We start from the raw sequence: 22,527 nt of genomic DNA, 5'->3' as shown, positions 1-22,527 counted from the left end.
ATTCAGGAGTATGATGATGCAGTTGCGATATGCGATGACAGGTCTGGTGGTGGTTCTGTCGCTAGCCGGTTGTCAGCGTACGGCATATGATTACAGCTCCAACGCCAGTGCCGGCCCGGCGCCGTTGACGGCGCAGCCGGTTCCCTCGGTGCAGGGTGGACAGCTTCCACCGCCGACTGGCGGCTCGCAGTTTCCGGCCGCGCCGACGACGACGGCGCCGATGCCGGGCGCTCAGCCTGGCGCAATGGCCGCCAATGCGCTCGATATCACCAAGGAATCGATGGTCGGAAGCTGGCGTGTCAACGGCAGTTGCGACATGTTCCTGACGCTCACTAATCTCGGCAGCGGATCGCGCGGCGGAACGCGTGGCTGCGTCGGCGAGCTGACGGCGATGGGCTCCTGGGAGGTCGCCGGCAAGCAGGTACTGCTCAAGGACCGCTCGGGCAACCAGCTCGGCAGCGTCTACAAGACGGCCGACAACCGCTTTGAGGGACAGACGAGCACGGGCCAGTCGATCAGCCTCAGCCGCTAAATGTTCCAGCAGGTCTCCTGCGATGACTGACAGGCGGATATGCCCTCATGCAACCAATGCCGGACTATGCGCTCAGCGTCTGCGAACAGCTTAAAGCGCTGACCGCATCGGGCGCGCTCCAGGTCGATTCCGCCCAGTTGGACGTGGCAAAGAGCCTCGACCGGGTGCTTGCCGGCCTGAAGCAGCGGCGGCCGGCGGCAAAATCGAGCGCGCTTGGCTGGCTGTTTGCCGCCAAGAAGAAGTCTGCCGACGGCACCAAGGGGCTTTACATCCACGGCAGCGTCGGGCGCGGCAAGACCATGCTGATGGACATGTTCTTCGCAATGGCGCCGTGCAGGAAGAAACGACGGGCGCATTTCCACGAATTCATGGCGGATGTGCACAACCGCATCGCGGCACACCGGCTGAAGCTCAAGAACGGCGAGACGAAGCAGGCCGATCCGATGCCGCCGGTCGCCGCAGCGCTTTATGACGAGGCAGAACTGCTCTGCTTCGACGAGTTCACGGTCACCGACATCGCCGATGCGATGATCCTGTCGCGGTTGTTCTCCGAGCTCTTCGCGCGCGGATGCGTGCTGGTCGCGACCTCGAATGTCGAGCCTGACAATCTCTACCCGGATGGTCTCAATCGCGGCCTGTTCCTGCCCTTCGTCGCCTTGCTCAAGCAGCATGTCGATGTCGTCACCCTGGATTCGCCGACCGACTACCGGATGGAGAAGCTGAGCAGCCAGCCGGTCTATCTGGTGCCGATCAACGAGCATAATGACATGGCGATGGATGCGTCCTGGACGCAGGCGCTGCATGGGCGCAAGGCGCAGCCGCTGGATATTCCGATGAAGGGGCGCCACATCCATGTGCCGCTCGCTGTCGACCGCATGGCGCGGTTCTCTTTCGCCGATCTTTGCGACAAACCGCTCGGGGCGGTCGACTTCCTGGCCATCGCCGAACGCTTCGATACGGTCTTCCTCGATCACATTCCGTTGCTCGGGCCGGAAAAGCGGAACCAGATCAAACGGTTCATCATTCTGGTCGATACGTTCTACGACCATGCCGTGCGGCTTTACATTTCCGCGGCGGCCATGCCGGAGGAACTGCTGTTGCAGCGCCGGGGCACCGAGGGCTTCGAATTCGACCGCACGGCATCGCGCCTGTTCGAGATGCGCAGCGCGGAATATCTTGCGCTGCACCATGATAAACGCGCTGCAGAGTAACAATTCGGTGACAGAATATCTTACGTTTACGTAAGAACTTTAGTATCTAAACGATTGAAAACGCTGAATCAAAAATAATGAATTGCCATTTTTAGGCTTTGGGTCTATGCGATTGCGTCATTGGGCGGTGCCTTGCGCGTCCGTTCGACGAATTTGATCGCAAAGGAAACAGCGAAAATGGCGCGTAACAAGATCGCACTCATTGGTTCTGGCATGATTGGTGGCACGCTGGCGCACCTCGCCGGCCTGAAGGAACTGGGCGACATCGTTCTCTTCGACATCGCGGACGGCATTCCCCAGGGCAAGGGTCTCGATATCTCCCAGTCGTCGCCGGTCGAAGGCTTCGACGTCAATCTGACGGGTGCCAGCGACTATTCCGCGATCGAAGGCGCTGACGTCTGCATCGTCACGGCAGGCGTCGCCCGCAAGCCCGGCATGAGCCGCGACGACCTTCTCGGCATCAACCTCAAGGTCATGGAGCAGGTCGGTGCCGGCATCAAGAAGTATGCGCCGAACGCCTTCGTGATCTGCATCACCAACCCGCTGGACGCCATGGTCTGGGCGCTGCAGAAGTTTTCCGGCCTTCCGGCCAACAAGGTCGTCGGCATGGCCGGCGTTCTCGACTCCTCGCGCTTCCGTCTCTTCCTCGCCAAGGAATTCAACGTGTCCGTCCAGGACGTCACGGCCTTCGTTCTCGGCGGCCACGGCGACACGATGGTACCGCTCGCCCGCTACTCGACGGTCGGCGGCATTCCGCTCACCGATCTCGTCACCATGGGCTGGGTCACCAAGGAGCGCCTCGAAGAGATCATCCAGCGCACCCGTGACGGCGGCGCCGAAATCGTCGGCCTGCTGAAGACCGGCTCGGCCTATTACGCGCCGGCCGCCTCGGCGATCGAGATGGCCGAATCCTACCTCAAGGACAAGAAGCGCGTTCTGCCCTGCGCTGCCCACCTCAGCGGTCAGTACGGCGTCAAGGACATGTATGTCGGCGTTCCCACCGTCATCGGCGCCGGCGGCGTCGAGCGCATCATCGAGATCGATCTCAACAAGACCGAGAAGGAAGCCTTCGACAAGTCCGTCGGCGCTGTCGCCGGTCTCTGCGAAGCCTGCATCAACATCGCGCCTGCCCTCAAGTAGTCGACGGGCTGAAGTAATCGAAACAGGGATACACCCATGAACATTCATGAATATCAGGCCAAGGCTCTGCTGAAGGGTTATGGCGCGCCGGTTGCCGAAGGTGTGGCTATTCTCAAGGTTGAAGAAGCCGAGGCTGCCGCCAAGTCGCTTCCCGGTCCGCTTTACGTGGTCAAGAGCCAGATCCATGCCGGTGGCCGCGGCAAGGGCAAGTTCAAGGAACTCGGCCCTGATGCCAAGGGCGGCGTTCGCCTTGCCAAGTCGATCGAGGAAGTCGTTTCCCACGCCAAGGAAATGCTCGGAAACACGCTGGTGACCGCCCAGACCGGCGAAGCCGGCAAGCAGGTCAACCGCCTGTACATCGAAGACGGCGCCGACATCGCCCGCGAACTCTATTGCTCGATCCTTGTCGACCGCTCGGTCGGCCGCGTTGCCTTCGTCGTATCGACCGAAGGCGGCATGGACATCGAGGCGGTCGCCCACGACACGCCCGAAAAGATCCAGACGATCGCCATCGATCCGGAAGCCGGCGTGACGGCTGCCGACGTTGCGGCGATCTCCAAGGCTCTGCAGCTCGACGGCGCTGCCGCCGAGGATGCCAAGACGCTGTTCCCGGCGCTCTACAAGGCCTTTGGCGAAAAGGACATGGCTCTCCTGGAGGTCAATCCGCTGATCGTCATGAAGGATGGCCACCTGCGCGTCCTCGATGCCAAGATGTCTTTCGACGGCAACGCCCTTTTCCGTCACGACGACGTCAAGACGCTTCGCGACGAGACCGAAGAAGACGCCAAGGAAATCGAGGCCTCGAAGTGGGACCTCGCCTATGTCGCGCTCGACGGCAATATCGGCTGCATGGTCAACGGCGCAGGCCTCGCCATGGCGACGATGGACATCATCAAGCTTTACGGCAAGGAGCCGGCCAACTTCTGCGACGTCGGCGGCGGCGCCGGCAAGGAGAAGGTTGCTGCGGCTTTCAAGATCATTACCGCAGACCCCAAGGTCGAAGGCATTCTCGTCAACATCTTCGGCGGCATCATGAAGTGCGATGTCATTGCCGAGGGCGTGATTGCTGCGGTCAAGGAAGTCGGCCTCAAGGTTCCGCTCGTCGTGCGCCTTGAAGGCACCAATGTCGAGCTCGGCAAGAAGATCCTGAACGAGTCGGGTCTGGCGATCACGGCGGCCGACGACTTGGACGATGCGGCCAAGAAGATCGTCGCGGCGATCAACGGCTGAGAACGATCATGGCCTTCCAGTCCACGCCCTCCGCTGCTCATTTCCGCCTCAACGCCTTCGCCGGCGTGTGGGAAGGGGACGAGCGTGTCGCGGCGTCGGCGTGGACGAGTGAAGGCAAGGCCAGTGCTGAGTTTTCCGGCGAGGCGTTGTTCGGTGGGTTCTTCCTCGAGCAGCGCTATCGCCAGACGCGTGATGGTGCTGTTTCGTTCGAGGCGCGAAATGTTTTCGGCTTCGATGCTTCGGACCAGACCTACAAACTCTACCAGTTCGACACCGCAGGTTTTGCGCCGCCCGTACCGGCGTCCGGCGAGTGGAACGGCAGTGAGCTTGTGCTGATGAAGACTTCGCCGCGCGGCAGCCAGCGCACCGTATTCACATTTGAAAATGAAGACTGCTACCGGATGGGCGTCAGCTTTTCGCCTGCAGGCAGCGATACTTGGCAGGAGGTCGTCAGCGGCGTCTATCGTCGCGCGTCCTCCACGTCTTCCAACCTCTCCTAAACAAAGGCCTCGCATGTCCATTCTCGTCAACAAAGACACCAAGGTTCTCGTTCAGGGCCTAACCGGCAAGACCGGCACGTTCCACACCGAACAGGCGCTCGCTTACTACGGCACCCAGATGGTCGGCGGCATCCATCCGAAGAAGGGTGGCGAAACCTGGACCGGAGCAAAGGGCGAAAGCCTGCCGATCTTCGCAACCGTTGCCGAAGGCAAGGAAAAGACCGGTGCCAACGCGTCCGTCATCTATGTTCCGCCGGCTGGTGCTGCCGACGCGATCATCGAGGCGATCGACGCCGAGATCCCGTTCATCACCTGCATCACCGAAGGCATCCCGGTCATGGACATGGTGCGGGTCAAGGCTCGCCTCGACCGCTCCAAGTCGCGCCTGCTCGGCCCGAACTGCCCGGGTATCCTGACGCCGGAAGAATGCAAGATCGGCATCATGCCGGGCTCGATCTTCCGCAAGGGTTCGGTCGGTATCGTTTCCCGCTCGGGCACGCTGACCTATGAAGCCGTGTTCCAGACCTCCAATGAAGGTCTCGGCCAGACGACGGCCGTCGGCATCGGCGGCGACCCGGTCAAGGGCACCGAGTTCATCGACGTCCTGGAAATGTTCCTGGCCGACGAAGCCACCCAGTCGATCATCATGATCGGCGAAATCGGTGGTGCGGCTGAAGAAGACGCAGCCCAGTTCCTCAAGGACGAAGCCAAGAAGGGCCGCAAGAAGCCGATGGCCGGCTTCATTGCCGGTCGTACGGCCCCGAAGGGTCGCACCATGGGCCATGCCGGCGCTGTGGTTTCCGGCGGCAAGGGCGATGCGGAATCGAAGATCGCGGCGATGGAATCGGCAGGCATCAAGGTGTCGCCCTCTCCGGCCCGCCTCGGCAAGACGCTGGTTGAAGTCCTCAAGGGCTAAGCCACCTAGATATAGACCGGGCGGAGGAACGGCATCTGCGCCTTCCGCCCGGCCTCGACGGCACGAGAACAGCAGATGCGCCGCGGACAGGCGGCAATCGGAATGCGGCAGCCGGCCATCAAGCCGGCAAATTCATCAAAGTCAGGAGGCGGACGGAAGCGTCCGCATATCACCATGGCACGGCAAGAAGCCAACGAGCAGTTTCAGATCACCTCGTTTCTGGATGGCGCCAACGCTGCCTATATCGAGCAGCTCTACGCGCGGTACGAAGAAGATCCGGCATCGGTCGACGACCAGTGGCGTACCTTCTTCAAGGCGCTGGAGGAGGATCCCAGCGATGTGAAGCGGGCGGCCAAGGGGGCTTCCTGGCGCAAGAAGAACTGGCCGCTTCCGGCCGGCGGCGATCTGGTGTCGGCTCTCGATGGCGACTGGGGCATCGTCGAGAAGGTCATCGAGACCAAGGTCAAAGCCAAGGCTGAAGCTCAGGGCAAGCCCGCCGACAGCACCGAGGTCCTGCAGGCGACGCGCGATTCCGTGCGCGCCATCATGATGATCCGCGCCTACCGCATGCGCGGCCACCTGCACGCCAAGCTCGACCCGCTCGGCATCGCCGCTCCCGTCGACGACTATCGTGAGCTGTCGGCGGAGAATTACGGCTTCACGGCCGCCGATTACGACCGCAAGATCTTCATCGACAACGTGCTCGGCTTGGAATACGCGACCATCCGCGAGATGATCGAAATCCTCGAGCGCACCTATTGCTCGACGCTCGGCGTCGAATTCATGCATATCTCCAATCCTGAAGAGAAAGCCTGGATCCAGGAGCGCATCGAAGGACCGGACAAGGGTGTGGCCTTCACGCCGGAAGGCAAGAAGGCGATCCTTGCCAAGCTCGTCGAAGCCGAAGGCTACGAGCAGTTCCTCGACGTCAAGTTCAAGGGCACGAAGCGTTTCGGCCTCGACGGCGGCGAATCGCTGATCCCGGCGCTGGAACAGATCCTCAAGCGTGGCGGCCATCTCGGCCTCAAGGAAGCCGTGTTCGGCATGGCCCATCGCGGCCGCCTGAACGTGCTCTCCCAGGTCATGGGCAAGCCGCACCGGGCGATCTTCCACGAGTTCAAGGGCGGCTCGGCCGCTCCCGACGAGGTCGAGGGCTCGGGCGACGTCAAGTACCATCTCGGTGCCTCCTCCGACCGCGAATTCGACGGCAACAAGATCCACGTTTCGCTGACGGCGAACCCCTCGCATCTCGAAATCGTCGATCCCGTCGTCATGGGCAAGGCCCGCGCCAAGCAGGATATGAACGCCACCGTCTGGGACGGCGACATCATCCCGCTTTCCGAACGCGCCAAGGTTCTGCCGCTGCTGATCCATGGCGACGCGGCTTTTGCCGGCCAGGGTGTCATTGCCGAAATCCTCGGCCTTTCCGGTCTGCGCGGCCACCGCGTTGCCGGCACCATGCATGTGATCATCAATAACCAGATCGGCTTCACCACAAACCCGGCCTTCTCGCGCTCGTCGCCCTATCCGTCCGACGTCGCCAAGATGATCGAGGCGCCGATCCTGCACGTCAACGGCGACGATCCGGAAGCGGTCGTTTATGGGGCCAAGATTGCCACCGAATTCCGCATGAAGTTCCACAAGCCTGTTGTGCTCGACCTGTTCTGCTACCGCCGCTACGGCCACAATGAAGGCGACGAACCGTCCTTCACGCAGCCGAAGATGTACAAGGTGATCCGCGCCCACAAGACCGTGCTGCAGCTCTATGCGGCCCGGCTCGTCGCCGAGGGACTGCTCACCGACGGCGAAGTCGAGAAGATGAAGGCCGATTGGCGCGCCCATCTAGAACAGGAGTTCGAGGCCGGCCAGCACTACAAGCCGAACAAGGCCGACTGGCTGGACGGCGAATGGTCGGGCCTGCGCACGGCCGACAATGCCGACGAGCAGCGCCGCGGCAAGACCGCCGTGCCGATGAAGACGCTGAAGGATATCGGCCGCAAGCTCTCGGAGATCCCGGCGGGCTTCAATGCGCACCGGACGATCCAACGCTTCATGGAAAACCGCGCCAACATGATCGCCACCGGCGAGGGGATTGACTGGGCGATGGCCGAAGCGCTCTCCTTCGGTGCGCTCTGCGTCGAAGGCAGCAAGATCCGCCTGTCCGGCCAGGATTGCGAACGCGGCACCTTCTCGCAGCGCCACTCGGTTCTCTACGATCAGGAAACCGAAGAGCGCTACATCCCGCTCGCCAATCTTTCGCCGACGCAGGGGCGCTACGAAGTCATCAATTCGATGCTTTCGGAAGAGGCCGTGCTCGGTTTCGAATACGGCTATTCGCTCGCTCGCCCGAATGCGCTGACGCTCTGGGAAGCGCAGTTCGGCGATTTCGCCAACGGCGCGCAGGTGGTTTTCGACCAGTTCATCTCGTCGGGCGAACGCAAGTGGCTGCGCATGTCGGGCCTCGTCTGCCTGCTGCCGCACGGCTATGAAGGTCAGGGTCCGGAACATTCCTCGGCCCGCCTCGAGCGTTTCCTTCAGCTTTGCGCGGAAGACAATATGCAGGTCGCCAACGTCACGACGCCGGCGAACTACTTCCACATCCTGCGCCGGCAGGTGAAGCGCGACTTCCGCAAGCCGCTGATCCTGATGACGCCGAAGTCGCTGCTGCGCCACAAGCGGGCGGTCTCCACGCTTGCCGAAATGGCCGGCGAATCCGCCTTCCATCGCCTGCTCTGGGACGATGCCGAGGTGATCAAGGACGGCCCGATCAAGCTGCAGAAGGACAACAAGATCCGCCGCGTCGTCATGTGCTCCGGCAAGGTCTATTACGATCTTCTCGAAGAGCGTGAAAAGCGCGGCATCGACGACATCTATCTCTTACGCGTCGAGCAGCTTTATCCGTTCCCGGCAAAGGCGCTCATCAACGAGCTGTCGCGCTTCCGCAATGCCGAAATGGTCTGGTGCCAGGAAGAGCCGAAGAACATGGGCGCCTGGTCGTTCATCGACCCCTTCCTCGAATGGGTGCTCGCCCATATCGACGCGAAGTACCAGCGCGTCCGCTATACCGGCCGTCCGGCCGCCGCCTCGCCGGCGACGGGCCTGATGTCCAAGCATCTGTCGCAGCTCGCCGCATTCCTTGAGGATGCATTGGGCGGTTAAAACACGGGGGGCGCAATGGCTTATTTCTTTCTGAGATTGCAGCCGCCGCGCCCCACTTTCCCGCATGACGGGACCGGGGAGGAAATGGCGGCGATGAAACGCCATGCTGAATACTGGCATCGGCACGCCCTTGCGGGATCGGCGATAATAGTCGGTCCTGTCTTCGAGGGTGAAGGCGCCTGGGGCATGGCAGTCGTCGAAGTCGAGGATCAGGCGGCGGCACAGGTTCTTGCCGACGGCGATCCGATCATTACTTCCGGTTTCGGTTTCCGCTTCGATATCCTGCCGATGCCTTCGATCATCTCGCGGCCGCCCGCCGTCTGAAACGCATAAACGAAAACACACGAAATCAGGATCTGAACAATGGCCACAGAAATCCGCGTTCCAACTCTCGGTGAGTCCGTCAGCGAGGCAACCGTCGGCACCTGGTTCAAGAAGGTCGGCGACGCCATCAAGGCCGACGAGCCGATTCTCGAGCTTGAAACCGACAAGGTGACCATCGAAGTTCCAGCACCCGCCTCCGGCACGCTTTCGGAAATCGTCGTTGCCGCCGGCGAGACCGTCGGCCTCGGCGCGCTGCTCGGCCAGATCGCCGAAGGTGCTGCCGCTGCTGCCGCGCCCGCTGCTGCTGCACCGGCCGCCGCGCCTGCCCAGCCAGCCCCGGCGGCGGCTGCCCAGCCAGCGCCAGTTGCCGCTGCTGCATCGTCGTCATCGAGCGTTTCCGTCTCCACCATGCCGCCGGCACCGGCGGCTTCGAAGATGCTTGCCGAAAACAACCTTTCCGCCGATCAGGTCGACGGTAGCGGCAAGCGCGGCCAGGTGCTGAAGGGCGACGTCATCGCCGCCGTCGCCAAGGGCATTTCCGCTCCGGCGGTCGCACCCGCAGCAACGCCTGCCGCCGCGCGTGGCCCGTCGACGGTCGAGGATGCCTCGCGCGAAGAGCGCGTGAAGATGACGCGCCTGCGCCAGACGATCGCCAAGCGCCTCAAGGATGCGCAGAACACCGCAGCCATGCTGACCACCTACAATGAGGTGGACATGAAGGCGGTCATGGATCTGCGCAACAAGTACAAGGACATTTTCGAGAAGAAGCACGGCGTCAAGCTCGGCTTCATGGGCTTCTTCACCAAGGCGGTGACGCATGCGCTGAAGGAATTGCCGGCCGTCAACGCCGAAATCGACGGCACCGACGTCATCTACAAGAACTACTGCCATGTCGGCATGGCCGTCGGCACGGACAAAGGCCTCGTCGTTCCTGTCATCCGCGACGCCGACCAGATGTCGATCGCCGAAATCGAGAAGGAGCTCGGCCGTCTTGCCAAGGCAGCCCGTGATGGCTCGCTCTCCATGGCCGACATGCAGGGCGGCACCTTCACCATCACCAATGGCGGCGTCTACGGTTCACTGATGTCTTCGCCGATCCTTAACGCGCCGCAGTCCGGCATTCTCGGCATGCACAAGATCCAGGAGCGGCCGGTCGCGATCGGCGGCCAGGTGGTCATCCGTCCGATGATGTATCTGGCACTGTCCTACGATCACCGCATCGTCGACGGCAAGGAAGCGGTCACCTTCCTCGTGCGCGTCAAGGAAAGCCTGGAAGATCCGGAACGTCTGGTTCTCGATCTCTAAGGGAGCGCTTTCGATGCGGAACCGGATCATGCGAGCGGCGCGCCTTCTTCTTTGCGCTGCCGCCGCGCATGTCCCGGTCTCCGCATCGGCTGCCGGCTGGGACATCAGCAAGGCAAGCAGCAATTTCGAGCTGGTGGCGCTCAGTGACGCCGAACTCTCCGGCCGGTCGATCGGCGCGATCCATATGGGCAATGTCGAGCTGACATCAGGACGCATCGTTGCCGCCGATCCGCTCGCCCAGCCTGATCGTCCGGCGCTTGCAAGAACGGTTGCGCCGGGCGACTATCCGGTGACGCTCTACCAGGCCTTCGGACGCATCGCGGCCGCCAGCATGCGGTTTGCCGAGGGCAAGCCGGATCATTGGGAGCTTGCGGTCCTGCCCGGGCAGGACACAGCGACGCTGAAGGACGGAGAGATCTTCGGCTACGCCGTCGATGCCGGCCTCGGAAGCTACATGGATGCCGATACGCTTGATTTGATCGGAGAACGTGAAGAGCAGGTGCAGGCGCAGAAAGCGGGTTCCGACGCCAACTATTACGACGACGTGCTGGCGTCGGACCTCGAGGCGAACAAGGGCACTTATGCGCTGCACCGGCCGGTCGCCAGCAGACGAGGCAATGTCGCGGTGTTCTGGAGCGGCTGGGGCGACGGTTTCTATCCGGTCTTCTGGGGGCTCGACAAGGACGGTCGTGCGCTGGTGCTGCTGACGGATTTCAGCGTTGTCGAGAACGCCGACGGGCGGAAGGAGCCGAAGCTGCAATGAGCGGAAGGATCAGGATCACGGCGAGACGGATGGGCGTGGCCGCAATCGCAGCCGCCGCGTTTTTCGCCGTTCCGGCATCCACGTTCGGTGCGGCATGCAAGCAGGAGCAGGCCGTCTACGTCGATCGCGATGGAGCATATGAATTGCGCTTTGCACCGCTGAATTCTCCATCGGCCGCCGCCAGCAACCAGTTCAAGGTCAGCGCGCTCAAGACACCTGTCGTGATGGAAGGTTATGTCATGCCATCGGAAGATCCGGTGCGCGCCATCGGCATCCTGATGTTCAACTGCCCCGAAGGCGATGCGACCGGTGCCGATCTCGATGCCTGCACGGTCTGGCAGGGCGCCGTCTATGGCATGGATGCCGAGGGTGAGATGGACAATCTGCAGCCCGAAGGTGCTGCGGCGGCGGAAAAGCTCGTGCTCCCCGGCCTTGGTCCCGCCATCCGCGAATCCAGCGCCTGGGGCGAGGGCAAAGCCGTGGTGGCACCGTGGGACGTGCTGACGTTTAAGGAGTGTGCGACATGAGCGATACACCTGTTGTTCTCATTACCGGCGGAAGCCGAGGCATCGGCGCTGCGGCTTCACGGCTCGCCGCGCGCCAGGGCTGGCGTGTCGCGGTGAACTACGCCGCCAACCGTCAAGCCGCGGATGCCGTCGTGGCTTCGATCGCTGAGGGCGGCGGCGAGGCCGTGGCAATCCAGGGCGATGTCGGCAAGGCTGCGGATATCGTCTCGATGTTTACGGCGGTCGACCGGCATTTCGGTCGGCTCGACGGGCTCGTCAACAATGCCGGCATTGTCGACTATCCGCAGCGCATCGACGAGATGTCGGCGGAGCGAATCGAGCGCATGCTGCGCGTTAATGTGACCGGCTCCATCCTCTGCGCCGCAGAGGCCATACGCCGCATGTCGAGCCGGCATGGCGGGCGGGGCGGGGCAATCGTCAACGTCTCGTCGATGGCGGCGATCCTCGGTTCGGCGACGCAGTATGTCGATTATGCCGCTTCGAAGGCCGCGATCGATACGTTCACGGTCGGGCTGGCGCGCGAGGTCGCTGCCGAGGGCATCCGCGTGAATGCGATAAGGCCCGGCATCATCGAAACCGACCTCCATGCTTCGGGCGGGCTGCCTGACCGAGCACGCGAGCTGGCGCCGGCGGTTCCGATGCAGCGCGCCGGCACGCCCGAGGAGGTGGCGGATGCGATCCTCTATCTTCTGTCGCCTTCGGCTTCCTATATAACCGGCGCGATCCTCAATGTGAGCGGCGGCCGCTAGAACGACAGGGCGAAAAACAGCATGCAATATATTCTCGAATTCCTCGGCCTGATGGCCGTCTTTTCGATCTTCATCGTCGTGCCGGGCGCCGATTTTGCCGTCATCCTGCGCCAGAGCATCGTGCATGGGCGACGCGCCGCCATCATGACCGGGCTCGGCATGGGCTTCTCCCTGCTCTTCCACATCAGCTACACCATCCTCGGCCTCGGTCTGATCGTGTCGAAATCACTGATGCTGTTTGCTGTCATCAAATGGGCAGGCGTCGCCTATCTGGTCTATCTCGGCATCAAGTCGTTCCGCGAACCGGGATTCAAGGTGCAGGACATCGAGGTGACGGCCGAAGACCGCAAGCCGGTCTCGATGCTGAAATGCCTGGGCATGGGCTTCATCACCAATGCGCTGAACCCGAAGCCAGTGCTGTTCTTCCTGTCGCTGTTTTCGACGCTCGTCCATCACGACACGCCGGCGCTGATCCAGTTCTCCTATGGCATCGGCATGGCGACGGCGCTGGTCGCCTGGTTTGCCGGCGTTTCCTATTTCTTCACGGTCAAGGCGATTCGTGACCGCTTCATCGCCAGCGGCAAATGGTTCAACCGCATCACCGGAGCGGCACTTGTCGGCTTCGGCTTCCGCCTCGCTTTGTCGCGCGCGGCCGATTAAACGAAAAAATCCAAAGGGAAAGAAGCAATGTCCTACGATGTGATCATTATCGGAACCGGCCCGGGCGGCTATGTCTGCGCCGTCAAGGCGGCCCAACTTGGCCTCAAGGTCGCCGTCGTCGAAAAGCGGGCGACCTATGGCGGCACCTGCCTGAACGTCGGCTGCATCCCGTCGAAGGCGCTGCTGCATGCCTCCGAAATGTTCCATCAGGCCGGCCACGGGATGAGCGCGCTCGGTATCGACGTCCCGGCGCCGACGCTCAATCTCGGCAATATGATGGCCCACAAGGATGCGACGGTGAAGTCGAATGTCGACGGCGTCGCCTTCCTCTTCAAGAAGAACAAGATCGATGCCTTCCAGGGCATCGGCAAGATCGTCTCGGCCGGCAAGGTTTCCGTCACCGCCGACGACGGCAAGGTGCAGGAGATCGAAGGCAAGAACATCGTCATCGCCACCGGCTCCGACGTCGCCGGCATTCCCGGCGTGCAGGTCGAGATCGATGAAAAGACCATCATCTCGTCCACTGGCGGCATCGCGCTGGAGAAGGTGCCGGAAACGCTGATCGTCGTCGGCGGCGGCGTCATCGGCCTCGAGCTCGGTTCCGTCTGGTCGCGCCTCGGCGCCAAAGTCACCGTCGTCGAATATCTCGACACCATCCTTGGCGGCATGGACGGCGAAGTCTCCAAGCAATTCCAGCGTATGCTTGCCAAGCAGGGCATCGATTTCAATCTCAGCGCCAAAGTCACCGGCGTCGAAAAGGGCGACAAGGGCGCCAAGGTCACTTTCGAGCCCGTCAAGGGCGGCGACAAGGTGACGCTGGACGCCGAAGTTGTGCTGATCGCCACCGGCCGCAAGCCCTATACGGCAGGCCTCGGCCTCGAAGAAGCCGGTGTTTCGCTCGACAATCGCGGTCGTGTCGAGATTGACGGTCACTTCAAGACCAATGTCGCCGGCATCTATGCGATCGGCGATGTGGTCAAGGGTCCGATGCTGGCGCACAAGGCGGAAGACGAGGGCGTGGCGCTTGCCGAAATCCTTGCCGGACAGCATGGCCATGTGAACTACGAGGTCATTCCGAGCGTCGTCTATACCCAGCCGGAAATTGCTTCCGTCGGCAAGACCGAGGAAGAGCTGAAGGCGGCAGGCGTCGCCTACAAAGTCGGCAAGTTCCCATTCACGGCGAACGGCCGCGCTCGCGCGATGCTGGCAACGGACGGCTTCGTCAAGATCCTTGCCGACAAGGAAACCGACCGGGTGCTCGGCGGCCATATCGTCGGCTTCGGCGCCGGCGAGATGATCCACGAGATCGCCGTACTGATGGAGTTCGGCGGTTCGTCGGAAGATCTCGGCCGGACCTGCCACGCGCATCCCACAATGTCGGAAGCGGTGAAAGAGGCTGCGCTCGCAACCTTCTTCAAGCCGATCCATATGTAATCTTACATGTTCGTAACAAAGCATACAGCCGCTTGCCGGAAGGCAGGCGGTTGTTTTAGTTGTTGCGTATCGTTGAGTTCAGCATCCGCGAAGGTCCAGAAATGCAGCAGCCGTCCATCGTGAGTTACAGCCTGAGCCAGCGTTTTCTTCACTGGGCCGTGGCGCTGCTGATCTTCTTCAATCTGCTGTTTCCCGACGGCATGAATATCTGGCATCGGCTGATGCGCAGAGGCCAGGTACCGACGCCGGAACAGATTTCGTCGGCGAATATCCATGCCTATATCGGCATCGCCATCCTGCTGCTTGCCGTCCTCAGGCTCGGGCTGCGTTTTACCAAGGGCGTTCCGGACGAGGTCGTACAGGAGCCGGCGATCTTCCGTCTTGCAGCGAGGCTTGCCCATGCCGGCCTCTACATCCTGATCTTCGCGATGCCGCTTTCGGGCATCGCCGCCTACTATTTCGGTATCGATCCCGCCGGTTCGTTCCACGCGGATGTCCTGAAGATCATTCTCTGGGCGCTGATCGCGGCGCATGTCGCCGGCGCCCTCGTCCATCAGTTCTATTGGAAAAGCAATGTTCTGCGCCGCATGACGCTCGGCTGACCGGCTGGTTCAGTTCACCGCGGTGACGGTGAAGCCCTGCTGGCGCAGCAGTTCGATGACGCCGTCCTTGCCGGGCAGATGCAGGGCGCCGACGGCCATGAAGACGTTGCCGCCGTCGAGGATGGGGGCGGCGCGCTCGGCCATCACCTTGTTGCGGTCGAGGATGACGCGCTGCTCGAAGGCGGCATAATCGTTCTTTTCGCCTTCCTCCTCCGGTGTCACAGTTTTCAACATCGGCATGGTCATGCCGATATCACCGGAGAGGTAGAGGTCGGTCATCGTCTCGACGACATCGCTCATCTTGTCTCCGAGTTCCAGCGTCTCGATCAGCGACTTCAGATGGAATTCGACCGGCAGATCGGCCATGGCCTGGATCTGTTCGGCAAGGGTTTCCAGCCCCTTGACCTGTTTGCCCTGAGCAACCGCATCGGTGGCGATCTTCTGGTCGAGGAATTGCACGCCTTTGGCCTTGCGGGCGATTTCGCAGGCCGGCAGGGCGACGGCGCTCGAGATCATCCAGGGCCGCATGCGGGAAACGGCGCTGAGCGGGATACCGCGCTGCTTGAGGCCGGTTTCGAGGCGCTTGTAGTCCTCGGGAGAAAGCAGCTTGTCGATCGTCGTACCGTCGGTGAACATCGTCAGCTCCGGCTTTGCGAGCAGGGCGGCGGTCGCCTTCCGCTCATTGAGGATCTCGTCGGATTCGATGATGATCGTGTCGGCGGCGTCGTGGGCGGCCTGGGCGCGCGGTGGCAGGGCCAGCACGCGTGGATCGGTGACATGCATGCTGCCGAGCAGCCAGGAAGGTGTAAGTCCGGGCTTTTCGATCTTCCAGAAGATGCCCTTGCCGTTTGGTGTGGCGTCGGCCTCCTTCAGCGCCTCGGCGTAGCGGGCGGGGTCGTTCTGCTGCAGTTCGATCATCAGGTTGCGGCCGGTGCAGGCCACGTCTTCGGCCGCTGCCGGCCTTGCCGTCAGGAAGGCGGCAAACAGCGCGGCGAGAAGCAGCATGTGAAAGACTGCGATCAGCCAGAGCAACAGATTGGCCGGCACTGCGAGGTAGGACGTCCGGCGGCCGATTGATGTCGTCATGATGGGTGTTCCGATCACATGCTCCATAAGCTTCATGCTCTACGCCCGGCTTGCGCATATTCCTTTAAGAGAATGCCTTAACGAGAGCTTAAAGCGCCTCACATTCAATCGCATCCATGCGATGCGCTTTAAGCCTATCGTCTATACATGTCGTTGCCCCAAAACCGCTGCACACTTTTGGGCGACATCCATTACAGCGCCGCGCGTCTTTCAGACGCGCAAAGGACGCTGTAACACTTTCAATCTACGCATCGTGCTTTTCCGAAAATCGGTCCGATTTTCGGGCCGATGCGCTAGGCACGCGGATGGGCCCGATCATACACCTCGAGCAGCCGCGACGCATCGACGCCGGTATAGATCTGCGTTGTGGAAAGGCTGGCATGGCCGAGCAGTTCCTGAATGGTGCGCAGATCGCCGCCGCCGGCAAGCAGGTGGGTGGCGAAGGAATGGCGCAGTGCATGCGGTGTTGCCGTCTCCGGCAGACCGAAGGCGCTGCGCATCTTCTGCATGGTGCGCTGGATGATCGCCGCCTGCAGCTTGCCGCCGCGGGCGCCGCGAAACAGCGGTTCGCCGCTTTCGAGATGGTATGGGCAGAGCGCGCGGTATTTCTCGACCGCGTCGAAAACCACAGAGAGCAACGGTACCAGCCGCGTCTTGTTGCCCTTGCCGGTGATGCGCAGCGCCGTCGCGCCCTTCTGCAGGTCGGCGGGAGTAAGATCAAGCGCTTCGGAGATTCGCAGGCCACAGCCGTAGAGCAGCGTCATGACAGCCGCATCGCGCGCCGCAATCCAGGGTTCGTCATGGAGTTGGGCGTCGTCGCTGACGACGGTGATCGCCTGCGTATCCGACAGCGGCTTGGGCAGCGATTTCGGTTGTTTCGGTGAGCGCACTGCGCCGGCGCCGGCGGCGTTGACCAAGCCTTTCTTTTCGAGATGGCGCAGCAGCGAACGGAGACCGGCGAGATTGCGGCCGAGCGAGCGGGCGCCGGAGCCCTGCTTGCGGCGGGCCGCCAGGAAGGCGCGGAAATCGGCGGGGCGCAACTCCCTGATGTCGCGGAGCGTCACCGGGCCGGCGAGATGGCCGGTCATAAAGGTCAGAAACTGGCGGGTGTCGCGCTCGTAAGCGTCGAGCGTGTGCTCGGAAAGACGGCGCTCGTGGGCGAGGTTTTCAAGCCATGCGGCACGCTCCGCCATCAGGCGCGGATCGGCGATAACAAGCAGTTCGTTCACGTTGCTGGCCTTGATTTTGCCTTCAAGTCCGCCAATTTGGAGCAGGAACAGTTATGGAATTGCTAATGCCGGCCAAGCCTTTGTCATCCTTCGATCATATTGTACTGCGATAGCTTATACCCCATAGACAGGATCTTTCATGGCACGGCGCGATTCCATGACGGCTTTCGGACAGCTCGCGGAAGCGATCGCTCTCGTTTCACAGGGAAAGCCCGGTCATATCGTCGATACGCTGATTGCTGAACGCGGCCAGAGGATCGTGAAAAATCCGCTCTGGCCGGTCATGCGGCCGTTCCTCTACACGCTGCTGCGCTATAACAAGGCGCTCGAATTCGCCAATGCGGTCGCCAAAATGCCGGGCTTCCAGTCGTTCGAATATCTGAGCGATGTGCTGAAACTCGACATCGGCATCACCAATGGCGAACGCATCCCTGATACCGGCGGCTTCATCCTCGTCAGCAACCATCCGACCGGCATCGCCGACGGCGTTGCCGTGTTCGATCTCTTGAAGGCGCGTCGGCCGGACATGATGTTCTTCGCCAATCGCGATGCCATCCGCGTCAATCCGCGCTTTGCCGAGATGATCATTCCCGTCGAATGGCGGGAGGAGCATAAGAGCAAGCTGAAGGCGCGCGAAACGCTGCAACTGACCAACCATGCGGTGAAGGAAGGCAAGGCGACAGTGCTCTTTCCCTCAGGCCGCATCGCCTACTGGGCGAACGGCCGGCTGAACGAACGGACATGGAAGACCTCGGCCGTCGGGCTGGCGCGCAAATACAATCTGCCGATCCTTCCCGTCCATATGACGGCGCGCAATTCGGGGCTGTTCTACTGGCTGGCGAAATGGTCGACGGAGCTTCGCGACATGACCGTGTTCCACGAACTGTTGAACAAACGCGGCGACCGCTTCGATTTCGTGATCGGCAATCTTATTCCGGCCGAACAGCTAGACGGCGACCTCAACGAGGTGACGAAGGCGCTGGAGAAACATACGGTGCATGATATGGCCGCCGATGGCGACGCGACCTTCGTGCCGGTCGGCTTGCCGGCCGCGGCGATGCCCCGCGAGGTTCCGGTTCCCGCCATCTAGAACCGCCGGGATTGCCATGACAATCGATATCCGCACGTTCCGCGATGGATTGCCGCAGGAGATCGCAGATCTCGAAAGCGAAGCCCGGCGGGAAGGCTATCTCCATATCACCCGTCTTGTCGACGAATGGTCGACCGGCGACAACAGATTCCAGCGTGACGGCGAAAGGCTGCTTGGCGCCTATGCCGATGAGGTGCTCGCCGGCATCGGCGGCATGACTGTCGAAACGGCCATGTCAGGGGCGCTGCGGATGCGGCGTTTCTATATTCGTCCCGCAATGCGCGGGCGCGGCATCGGCCGGATGCTTGCCATGGCTCTGCTCGACCATGCGCGTTCCTTCTGCACCGTCGTCACCGTTCATGCGGGAAACGATGGTGCGGCGAGGTTCTGGGAGTCGATCGGATTTCAGCCTCACGGACGAGATGGACATAGCCATCTGCTCGCGCTGCAGCGTCGTAGCGATGATCCAGCGGCTTCGGATTTGCGCCGGTGTGTTACGCCCCGATCTCCTTGAGGCGGATGGCCTGGCGCGCCAGCAACCGCTCGACATCGGCAATATCCAGTGTCGAGAGTTTGGCGCCCGGCTTGCGCAGGGTGGCGGACTTGATCACGCCGCGCTTGGCAAGCACATATTTGCGCGAGGCAAGGCCGATGCCCTGCTGCTGTTCGTAGCGGGCGAGCGGCAGATAGGCATCGAAGATCGCATGGGCGCGATCGGGATTTCCGGCTGCATAGGCCTCGACGACGCCAACCATCATCTCCGGATAACAAAAGCCGGTCATTGCGCCATCGGCGCCACGGCCCATCTCTTCGGGCAGGAAAAGCCCGCCATTGCCGCAGAGGATGGAGATACGCCGCATGGCGCCCTTGTCGCTGGCGGCGCGAAGTGCTGAGATTTTCGAAAGACCCGGCCAATCCTCGTGCTTGAGCATGACGCAATTGGGCACGTCGTTGACGATGCGCTCAATGACCTTGGGCGCGATCGTCACATTGGTGGTGAGCGGATAATCCTGCAGCACGAAGGGCGTATCGCCCAGGGCCTCGCCAACCGACTGGTAGAAGGCGAAGGCCTGATCGTCGGTCTTGACGGTCCAGGGCGGCGCAACCATGACGCCGGCCGCACCCTCACCCATGACGGCTTCGGCGAGTTCGTTCATCGGCGCAAGCCCCGGCGCCGAAACGCCGACGACGACGGGAAGACGCCCGTCGAGGCGCTTCAGCACCCGTTCGACGACTGTCCGCGATTCCTCGGCGGTCAGCTTCGGGGCCTCGCCGAGCTGGCCAAGCACCGTCAGGCCGGTGACGCCGGCGCCCTCGTAGAAATCGACCATGCTGTCGATACTGGCGAGATCGAGCGCGCCGTCATCGGTGAAGGGGGTTACGGCGATCACATAGACGCCCTTGGCATCTTCGGTCAGTCTGGCCATTGGTGCTCTCCAATTCAGCGGCCGAAGAACAGCGCTTCGGCATTTCGAACAAAAATCTTGTCGGCAACCGTGGGATCGTCGACGGCGGCCTGCATGGTCTCGATCAGCTCAGCGTCGTCAGGCATGCCATCCCACAATTCGGTATGCGGCCAATCGCTGCCCCAGAGCAGCCTTTCCGCGTGGCTGGCGGCAAGCGCGCGGGCGACCTCGGCGAAACCTTGGTCATTCATGTCCTTCGTCAAACGGTAGGGTGCGGTCACTTTGACATAGGTATCTGCCGCGTCCATCAGCCTTCTCAGCGCATCGACATGCCGTGATCTCGTCTCTATGGCAAGCGGAATGAAGCCAAGATGATCGATGACGATGGGCAGGCGGGTGCCGGCCAGTGTTGTCGCAATATCGGGAAGTTGTTCGGGATTGATCTGCAATTGCAGCGACCAGCCGAAAGCAGCAATGCTTTCCGCCAGTGTCCTGGCGGCGGCGAGCGGGAGGCCGCCCTTGTTGCGCGTATTGATCCGCACGCCGCGCACGCCGAGCCGGTCGAGCCGATCTATCTCGGCCTTGGCGGTTTCGGGATCGATGACGACGATGCCGCGCAGACGATCTGGATAGGCGGCAAGCGCCTCCAGCAGCAGCCTATTGTCGAGACCATAGACGCTTGGCTGCACCAATACGCCCCTGGCGATACCAAGATTGCCGGAGAATTTGATCCAGTCGGCAATCGTCGCGATGTCAGGCGTGTAGCTGCGTGGGGTGTTGAGCGGAGCGCCGGCGCGAAAGACGTGGAAATGCGTATCGACCGTGCCTTGCGGCAGTGCCGCCCGCGGCAGCCGCGTCAGCTGCCGGCGGGGCAGACAAAGCGGCGCCTCCATATCAGCGGCACTCATCGCGCGTCGAGCTCCTCGCTTTGCAGGAAATCGAAGTCGGCGCCTTCGTCAGCCTGGAGCACGCGCTCCTGATAGAGCTTGGCATAGCCGCGCGCCGGGGCCGGCGAGGGCCGGTTGACGACATCAAGCATGCGGTGATCGAATTCCGCCTGGTCGATGTCGAGATCGATGCGCCGGCCCTCGACGTCGAGGCGAATGCGATCGCCGGTGCGGACGATCGCCAACGGGCCGCCATCGGCGGCTTCAGGCGCGATATGGAGGATGATCGTGCCGAAGGCCGTGCCGCTCATCCGGGCATCGGAAATCCGCACCATGTCCTTCACGCCCAGGCGGGCGAGCTTGCGCGGGATGGGTAGATAGCCGGCTTCCGGCATGCCGGGCGCACCTTTCGGCCCGGCATTGCGCAGAACCAGAACGTCATTGGCATGGACGTCGAGATCGTCATTGTCGATGCGCAGCGTCATATCCTCGACGGAATCGAAGACCACGGCGCGGCCGATATGCTGGAGCAGATCCTTGGAGGCTGCGGATTGTTTGATGACGGCGCCGCGCGGCGCAAGATTGCCGTGCAGGACGGCGATCGTTCCGATCGGCTTCAACGGTTTCTCGATGGTGCGGATGATGGTCTGGCCCGGCTCATCGACGACAGCGTCGATGATTTCGCCGATCGCCCTGCCATAGACCGTCGGCGCGCTGCCGTCGATTTCATGGCGCACCGCCTTCAACAGCGCCGGGACGCCGCCCGCCTCGTGGAACTGCTCCATATAATGCTGGCCTGAGGGCTGCAGGTCGACGAGCAGGGGAATGCTCCGGCCCAGCCGGTCGAGCTCGGCCATGTCAAGGCGCAGGCCGAGGCGGCCGGTAATTGCGGCAAGATGGACGACGGCATTGGTCGAGCCGCCCATCGCCTGCAGCGCGACGAGCCCGTTGCGTATTGCCTGCGGCGTCAGGATATCGCGCACCGTCGGCGCTGCCTCATCCATGGCGAGACGTGCGGCGACACGGCCCGTCTCCTCGGCAAGCCGAACCCGTTCGGATTCGACGGCCGGTGCCGAAGCCGCGCGGGGAAGGCAGAGACCCATGACTTCGGTCAGGTTCGCCATAGTGCTCGCCGTGCCCATCACCGTGCAGGTGCCGATCGAGCTGGCCAGCTTGTTGTTGACCTCGGCGATCTCGGCCTCGTCGATCTCTCCGGCGCGAAAGCGCCCCCAGAAACGGCGACAATCCGTACAGGCGCCAAGCCGTTCGCCCTTGTGGTGGCCGACGGCCATCGGGCCGGTCGGAAGGAAGATCGCTGGTATCTCGCTGCTGGCGGCCGCCATGATCTGGGCCGGCAGGGTCTTGTCGCAGCCGCCGATCAGGACGACGGCATCCATCGGCTGGGCGCGGATCATCTCTTCCGTTTCCATCGCCATCAGATTGCGCAGATACATCGAGGTCGGCGAGGCAAAGCTCTCGTGGATCGAGATTGTCGGAAACACCATGGGCATCGCACCCGTCAGCATCACGCCGCGCTTGGTTGCCTCGATGAGTTGCGGCACATTGCCGTGACAGGGATTGAAATCACTGTAGGTATTGGCGATGCCGACGATCGGACGGTCGAGCGCATCGTCCGAATAACCCATGGCCTTGATGAATGCCTTGCGCAGGAAAAGAGAGAATCCCTGATCGCCGTAACTCGTCAGCTTGCGACGAAGACCGTTCGACAAACCTGTTCCTCCCTCGCCAAATTGATCCATGGCCGTGGTGTCAGCGT

At 62.2% G+C, this 22,527-nt stretch carries 22 protein-coding genes; 17 read left to right on the top strand and 5 right to left on the bottom strand.

Features of this window, described 5'->3' with window-relative positions:
- The first annotated feature begins 16 nt into the window (after positions 1-16).
- The 15 genes from ELH03_RS20145 (at position 17) to ELH03_RS20075 (ending at position 15,052) form a co-directional block, all read left to right on the top strand.
- Positions 17-532, top strand: a complete 516-nt coding sequence (locus ELH03_RS20145) for a protease inhibitor Inh/omp19 family protein (RefSeq protein ID WP_128400318.1) — start codon at positions 17-19, stop codon at positions 530-532.
- A 47-nt stretch (positions 533-579) separates the two neighbouring features.
- A complete protein-coding gene (zapE, locus tag ELH03_RS20140) occupies positions 580-1,743 on the top strand; it encodes a cell division protein ZapE (protein WP_128411828.1) in 1,164 nt (387 codons plus the stop codon).
- A 177-nt stretch (positions 1,744-1,920) separates the two neighbouring features.
- The gene (gene mdh / locus ELH03_RS20135) at positions 1,921-2,883 is read left to right on the top strand and encodes a malate dehydrogenase (protein WP_003543522.1); all 963 of its coding nucleotides are present in this window, start codon (positions 1,921-1,923) and stop codon (positions 2,881-2,883) included.
- Positions 2,884-2,919: 36 nt separating this feature from the next.
- The gene (gene sucC, locus ELH03_RS20130) at positions 2,920-4,113 is read left to right on the top strand and encodes an ADP-forming succinate--CoA ligase subunit beta (RefSeq protein ID WP_027682564.1); all 1,194 of its coding nucleotides are present in this window, start codon (positions 2,920-2,922) and stop codon (positions 4,111-4,113) included.
- An 8-nt stretch (positions 4,114-4,121) separates the two neighbouring features.
- A complete protein-coding gene (locus ELH03_RS20125) occupies positions 4,122-4,613 on the top strand; it encodes a DUF1579 family protein (RefSeq protein ID WP_128411827.1) in 492 nt (163 codons plus the stop codon).
- A 13-nt stretch (positions 4,614-4,626) separates the two neighbouring features.
- Positions 4,627-5,529, top strand: coding sequence for a succinate--CoA ligase subunit alpha (gene sucD / locus ELH03_RS20120; protein ID WP_012759277.1), 903 nt, complete (start codon positions 4,627-4,629; stop codon positions 5,527-5,529).
- A gap of 174 nt (positions 5,530-5,703) precedes the next feature.
- The gene (locus tag ELH03_RS20115) at positions 5,704-8,688 is read left to right on the top strand and encodes a 2-oxoglutarate dehydrogenase E1 component (protein ID WP_128400315.1); all 2,985 of its coding nucleotides are present in this window, start codon (positions 5,704-5,706) and stop codon (positions 8,686-8,688) included.
- A 15-nt stretch (positions 8,689-8,703) separates the two neighbouring features.
- Positions 8,704-9,012 (top strand): YciI family protein, encoded by a 309-nt coding sequence (locus ELH03_RS20110; protein WP_128400314.1) that lies wholly within the window; start codon positions 8,704-8,706, stop codon positions 9,010-9,012.
- A gap of 39 nt (positions 9,013-9,051) precedes the next feature.
- On the top strand, positions 9,052-10,317 hold the full coding sequence (gene odhB, locus ELH03_RS20105) for a 2-oxoglutarate dehydrogenase complex dihydrolipoyllysine-residue succinyltransferase (RefSeq protein WP_128400313.1): 1,266 nt from the start codon (positions 9,052-9,054) through the stop codon (positions 10,315-10,317).
- Between the two features lie 13 nt (positions 10,318-10,330).
- On the top strand, positions 10,331-11,080 hold the full coding sequence (locus tag ELH03_RS20100) for a DUF4241 domain-containing protein (RefSeq protein WP_128411826.1): 750 nt from the start codon (positions 10,331-10,333) through the stop codon (positions 11,078-11,080).
- Positions 11,077-11,607: a hypothetical protein gene (locus tag ELH03_RS20095; protein WP_128411825.1), complete on the top strand. Its 531-nt coding sequence runs from the start codon at positions 11,077-11,079 to the stop codon at positions 11,605-11,607. Before ELH03_RS20100 ends, ELH03_RS20095 begins: the two co-directional genes overlap by 4 nt.
- On the top strand, positions 11,604-12,356 hold the full coding sequence (locus ELH03_RS20090; RefSeq protein ID WP_128400310.1) for an SDR family oxidoreductase: 753 nt from the start codon (positions 11,604-11,606) through the stop codon (positions 12,354-12,356). The genes ELH03_RS20095 and ELH03_RS20090 overlap by 4 nt, the downstream gene beginning before the upstream one ends.
- A gap of 21 nt (positions 12,357-12,377) precedes the next feature.
- Positions 12,378-13,016 (top strand): LysE family translocator, encoded by a 639-nt coding sequence (locus tag ELH03_RS20085; protein ID WP_064245395.1) that lies wholly within the window; start codon positions 12,378-12,380, stop codon positions 13,014-13,016.
- A 27-nt stretch (positions 13,017-13,043) separates the two neighbouring features.
- Entirely contained in the window at positions 13,044-14,450 is a 1,407-nt protein-coding gene (gene lpdA / locus ELH03_RS20080) for a dihydrolipoyl dehydrogenase (RefSeq protein ID WP_128400309.1), read from the top strand.
- 101 nt (positions 14,451-14,551) lie between these two features.
- On the top strand, positions 14,552-15,052 hold the full coding sequence (locus ELH03_RS20075; RefSeq protein ID WP_128400308.1) for a cytochrome b: 501 nt from the start codon (positions 14,552-14,554) through the stop codon (positions 15,050-15,052).
- A gap of 9 nt (positions 15,053-15,061) precedes the next feature.
- Here ELH03_RS20075 and ELH03_RS20070 read toward each other — a convergent pair whose 3' ends face one another.
- Together ELH03_RS20070 and ELH03_RS38770 are read right to left on the bottom strand one after the other, a co-directional pair.
- Positions 15,062-16,138: a TraB/GumN family protein gene (locus ELH03_RS20070; RefSeq protein WP_130659338.1), complete on the bottom strand. Its 1,077-nt coding sequence runs from the start codon at positions 16,136-16,138 to the stop codon at positions 15,062-15,064.
- A 293-nt stretch (positions 16,139-16,431) separates the two neighbouring features.
- Complete coding sequence (locus tag ELH03_RS38770) at positions 16,432-17,367, bottom strand: tyrosine recombinase XerC (protein WP_128400306.1); 936 nt, start codon at positions 17,365-17,367, stop codon at positions 16,432-16,434.
- Positions 17,368-17,506: 139 nt separating this feature from the next.
- Between ELH03_RS38770 and ELH03_RS20060 the strand changes: the two genes are divergently transcribed.
- Both ELH03_RS20060 and ELH03_RS20055 read left to right on the top strand, forming a co-directional pair.
- Positions 17,507-18,457: a GNAT family N-acetyltransferase gene (locus tag ELH03_RS20060; protein WP_128400305.1), complete on the top strand. Its 951-nt coding sequence runs from the start codon at positions 17,507-17,509 to the stop codon at positions 18,455-18,457.
- Between the two features lie 16 nt (positions 18,458-18,473).
- On the top strand, positions 18,474-18,971 hold the full coding sequence (locus ELH03_RS20055) for a GNAT family N-acetyltransferase (protein ID WP_128412637.1): 498 nt from the start codon (positions 18,474-18,476) through the stop codon (positions 18,969-18,971).
- Here the strand turns inward: ELH03_RS20055 and ELH03_RS20050 are convergent.
- From ELH03_RS20050 to ELH03_RS20040, 3 genes are read right to left on the bottom strand one after another with little or no spacing between them, the layout of a single operon-like run.
- Positions 18,952-19,884 carry a dihydrodipicolinate synthase family protein gene (locus ELH03_RS20050; RefSeq protein ID WP_128412636.1) on the bottom strand — a complete coding sequence of 311 codons (933 nt, stop codon included), beginning with the start codon at positions 19,882-19,884 and terminating at the stop codon, positions 18,952-18,954. The two genes, ELH03_RS20055 and ELH03_RS20050, sit on opposite strands and share 20 nt — an antisense overlap.
- A gap of 14 nt (positions 19,885-19,898) precedes the next feature.
- On the bottom strand, positions 19,899-20,771 hold the full coding sequence (locus ELH03_RS20045) for an amidohydrolase family protein (RefSeq protein WP_130766595.1): 873 nt from the start codon (positions 20,769-20,771) through the stop codon (positions 19,899-19,901).
- On the bottom strand, positions 20,768-22,480 hold the full coding sequence (locus ELH03_RS20040) for an IlvD/Edd family dehydratase (protein WP_128412635.1): 1,713 nt from the start codon (positions 22,478-22,480) through the stop codon (positions 20,768-20,770). The genes ELH03_RS20045 and ELH03_RS20040 overlap by 4 nt, the downstream gene beginning before the upstream one ends.
- Positions 22,481-22,527 lie beyond the last annotated feature (47 nt).

Origin of the sequence: Rhizobium beringeri (genome assembly GCF_004306515.1) — a bacterium.
In the GTDB taxonomy this organism is placed as follows: domain Bacteria; phylum Pseudomonadota; class Alphaproteobacteria; order Rhizobiales; family Rhizobiaceae; genus Rhizobium; species Rhizobium beringeri.
The sequence above is the reverse complement of the archived record's forward strand: the minus strand, read 5'-3'. Positions and strand labels throughout refer to the sequence as shown.

What these genes read in the sequence shown, in the direction of transcription:
- ELH03_RS20145 (WP_128400318.1), top strand. Translation starts at nt 17, where the DNA reads ATGCAGTTGCGATATGCGATGACAGGTCTGGTGGTGGTTCTGTCGCTA.
- ELH03_RS20125 (WP_128411827.1), top strand. Translation starts at nt 4,122, where the DNA reads ATGGCCTTCCAGTCCACGCCCTCCGCTGCTCATTTCCGCCTCAACGCC.
- ELH03_RS20115 (WP_128400315.1), top strand. Translation starts at nt 5,704, where the DNA reads ATGGCACGGCAAGAAGCCAACGAGCAGTTTCAGATCACCTCGTTTCTG.
- ELH03_RS20090 (WP_128400310.1), top strand. Translation starts at nt 11,604, where the DNA reads ATGAGCGATACACCTGTTGTTCTCATTACCGGCGGAAGCCGAGGCATC.
- lpdA (WP_128400309.1), top strand. Translation starts at nt 13,044, where the DNA reads ATGTCCTACGATGTGATCATTATCGGAACCGGCCCGGGCGGCTATGTC.
- ELH03_RS20110 (WP_128400314.1), top strand. Translation starts at nt 8,704, where the DNA reads ATGGCTTATTTCTTTCTGAGATTGCAGCCGCCGCGCCCCACTTTCCCG.
- ELH03_RS20095 (WP_128411825.1), top strand. Translation starts at nt 11,077, where the DNA reads ATGAGCGGAAGGATCAGGATCACGGCGAGACGGATGGGCGTGGCCGCA.
- mdh (WP_003543522.1), top strand. Translation starts at nt 1,921, where the DNA reads ATGGCGCGTAACAAGATCGCACTCATTGGTTCTGGCATGATTGGTGGC.
- zapE (WP_128411828.1), top strand. Translation starts at nt 580, where the DNA reads ATGCAACCAATGCCGGACTATGCGCTCAGCGTCTGCGAACAGCTTAAA.
- ELH03_RS20050 (WP_128412636.1), bottom strand. Translation starts at nt 19,884, where the DNA reads ATGGCCAGACTGACCGAAGATGCCAAGGGCGTCTATGTGATCGCCGTA.
- ELH03_RS20055 (WP_128412637.1), top strand. Translation starts at nt 18,474, where the DNA reads ATGACAATCGATATCCGCACGTTCCGCGATGGATTGCCGCAGGAGATC.
- ELH03_RS20045 (WP_130766595.1), bottom strand. Translation starts at nt 20,771, where the DNA reads ATGAGTGCCGCTGATATGGAGGCGCCGCTTTGTCTGCCCCGCCGGCAG.
- ELH03_RS20100 (WP_128411826.1), top strand. Translation starts at nt 10,331, where the DNA reads ATGCGGAACCGGATCATGCGAGCGGCGCGCCTTCTTCTTTGCGCTGCC.
- ELH03_RS20085 (WP_064245395.1), top strand. Translation starts at nt 12,378, where the DNA reads ATGCAATATATTCTCGAATTCCTCGGCCTGATGGCCGTCTTTTCGATC.
- ELH03_RS20070 (WP_130659338.1), bottom strand. Translation starts at nt 16,138, where the DNA reads ATGACGACATCAATCGGCCGCCGGACGTCCTACCTCGCAGTGCCGGCC.
- sucC (WP_027682564.1), top strand. Translation starts at nt 2,920, where the DNA reads ATGAACATTCATGAATATCAGGCCAAGGCTCTGCTGAAGGGTTATGGC.
- odhB (WP_128400313.1), top strand. Translation starts at nt 9,052, where the DNA reads ATGGCCACAGAAATCCGCGTTCCAACTCTCGGTGAGTCCGTCAGCGAG.
- sucD (WP_012759277.1), top strand. Translation starts at nt 4,627, where the DNA reads ATGTCCATTCTCGTCAACAAAGACACCAAGGTTCTCGTTCAGGGCCTA.
- ELH03_RS20060 (WP_128400305.1), top strand. Translation starts at nt 17,507, where the DNA reads ATGGCACGGCGCGATTCCATGACGGCTTTCGGACAGCTCGCGGAAGCG.
- ELH03_RS20075 (WP_128400308.1), top strand. Translation starts at nt 14,552, where the DNA reads ATGCAGCAGCCGTCCATCGTGAGTTACAGCCTGAGCCAGCGTTTTCTT.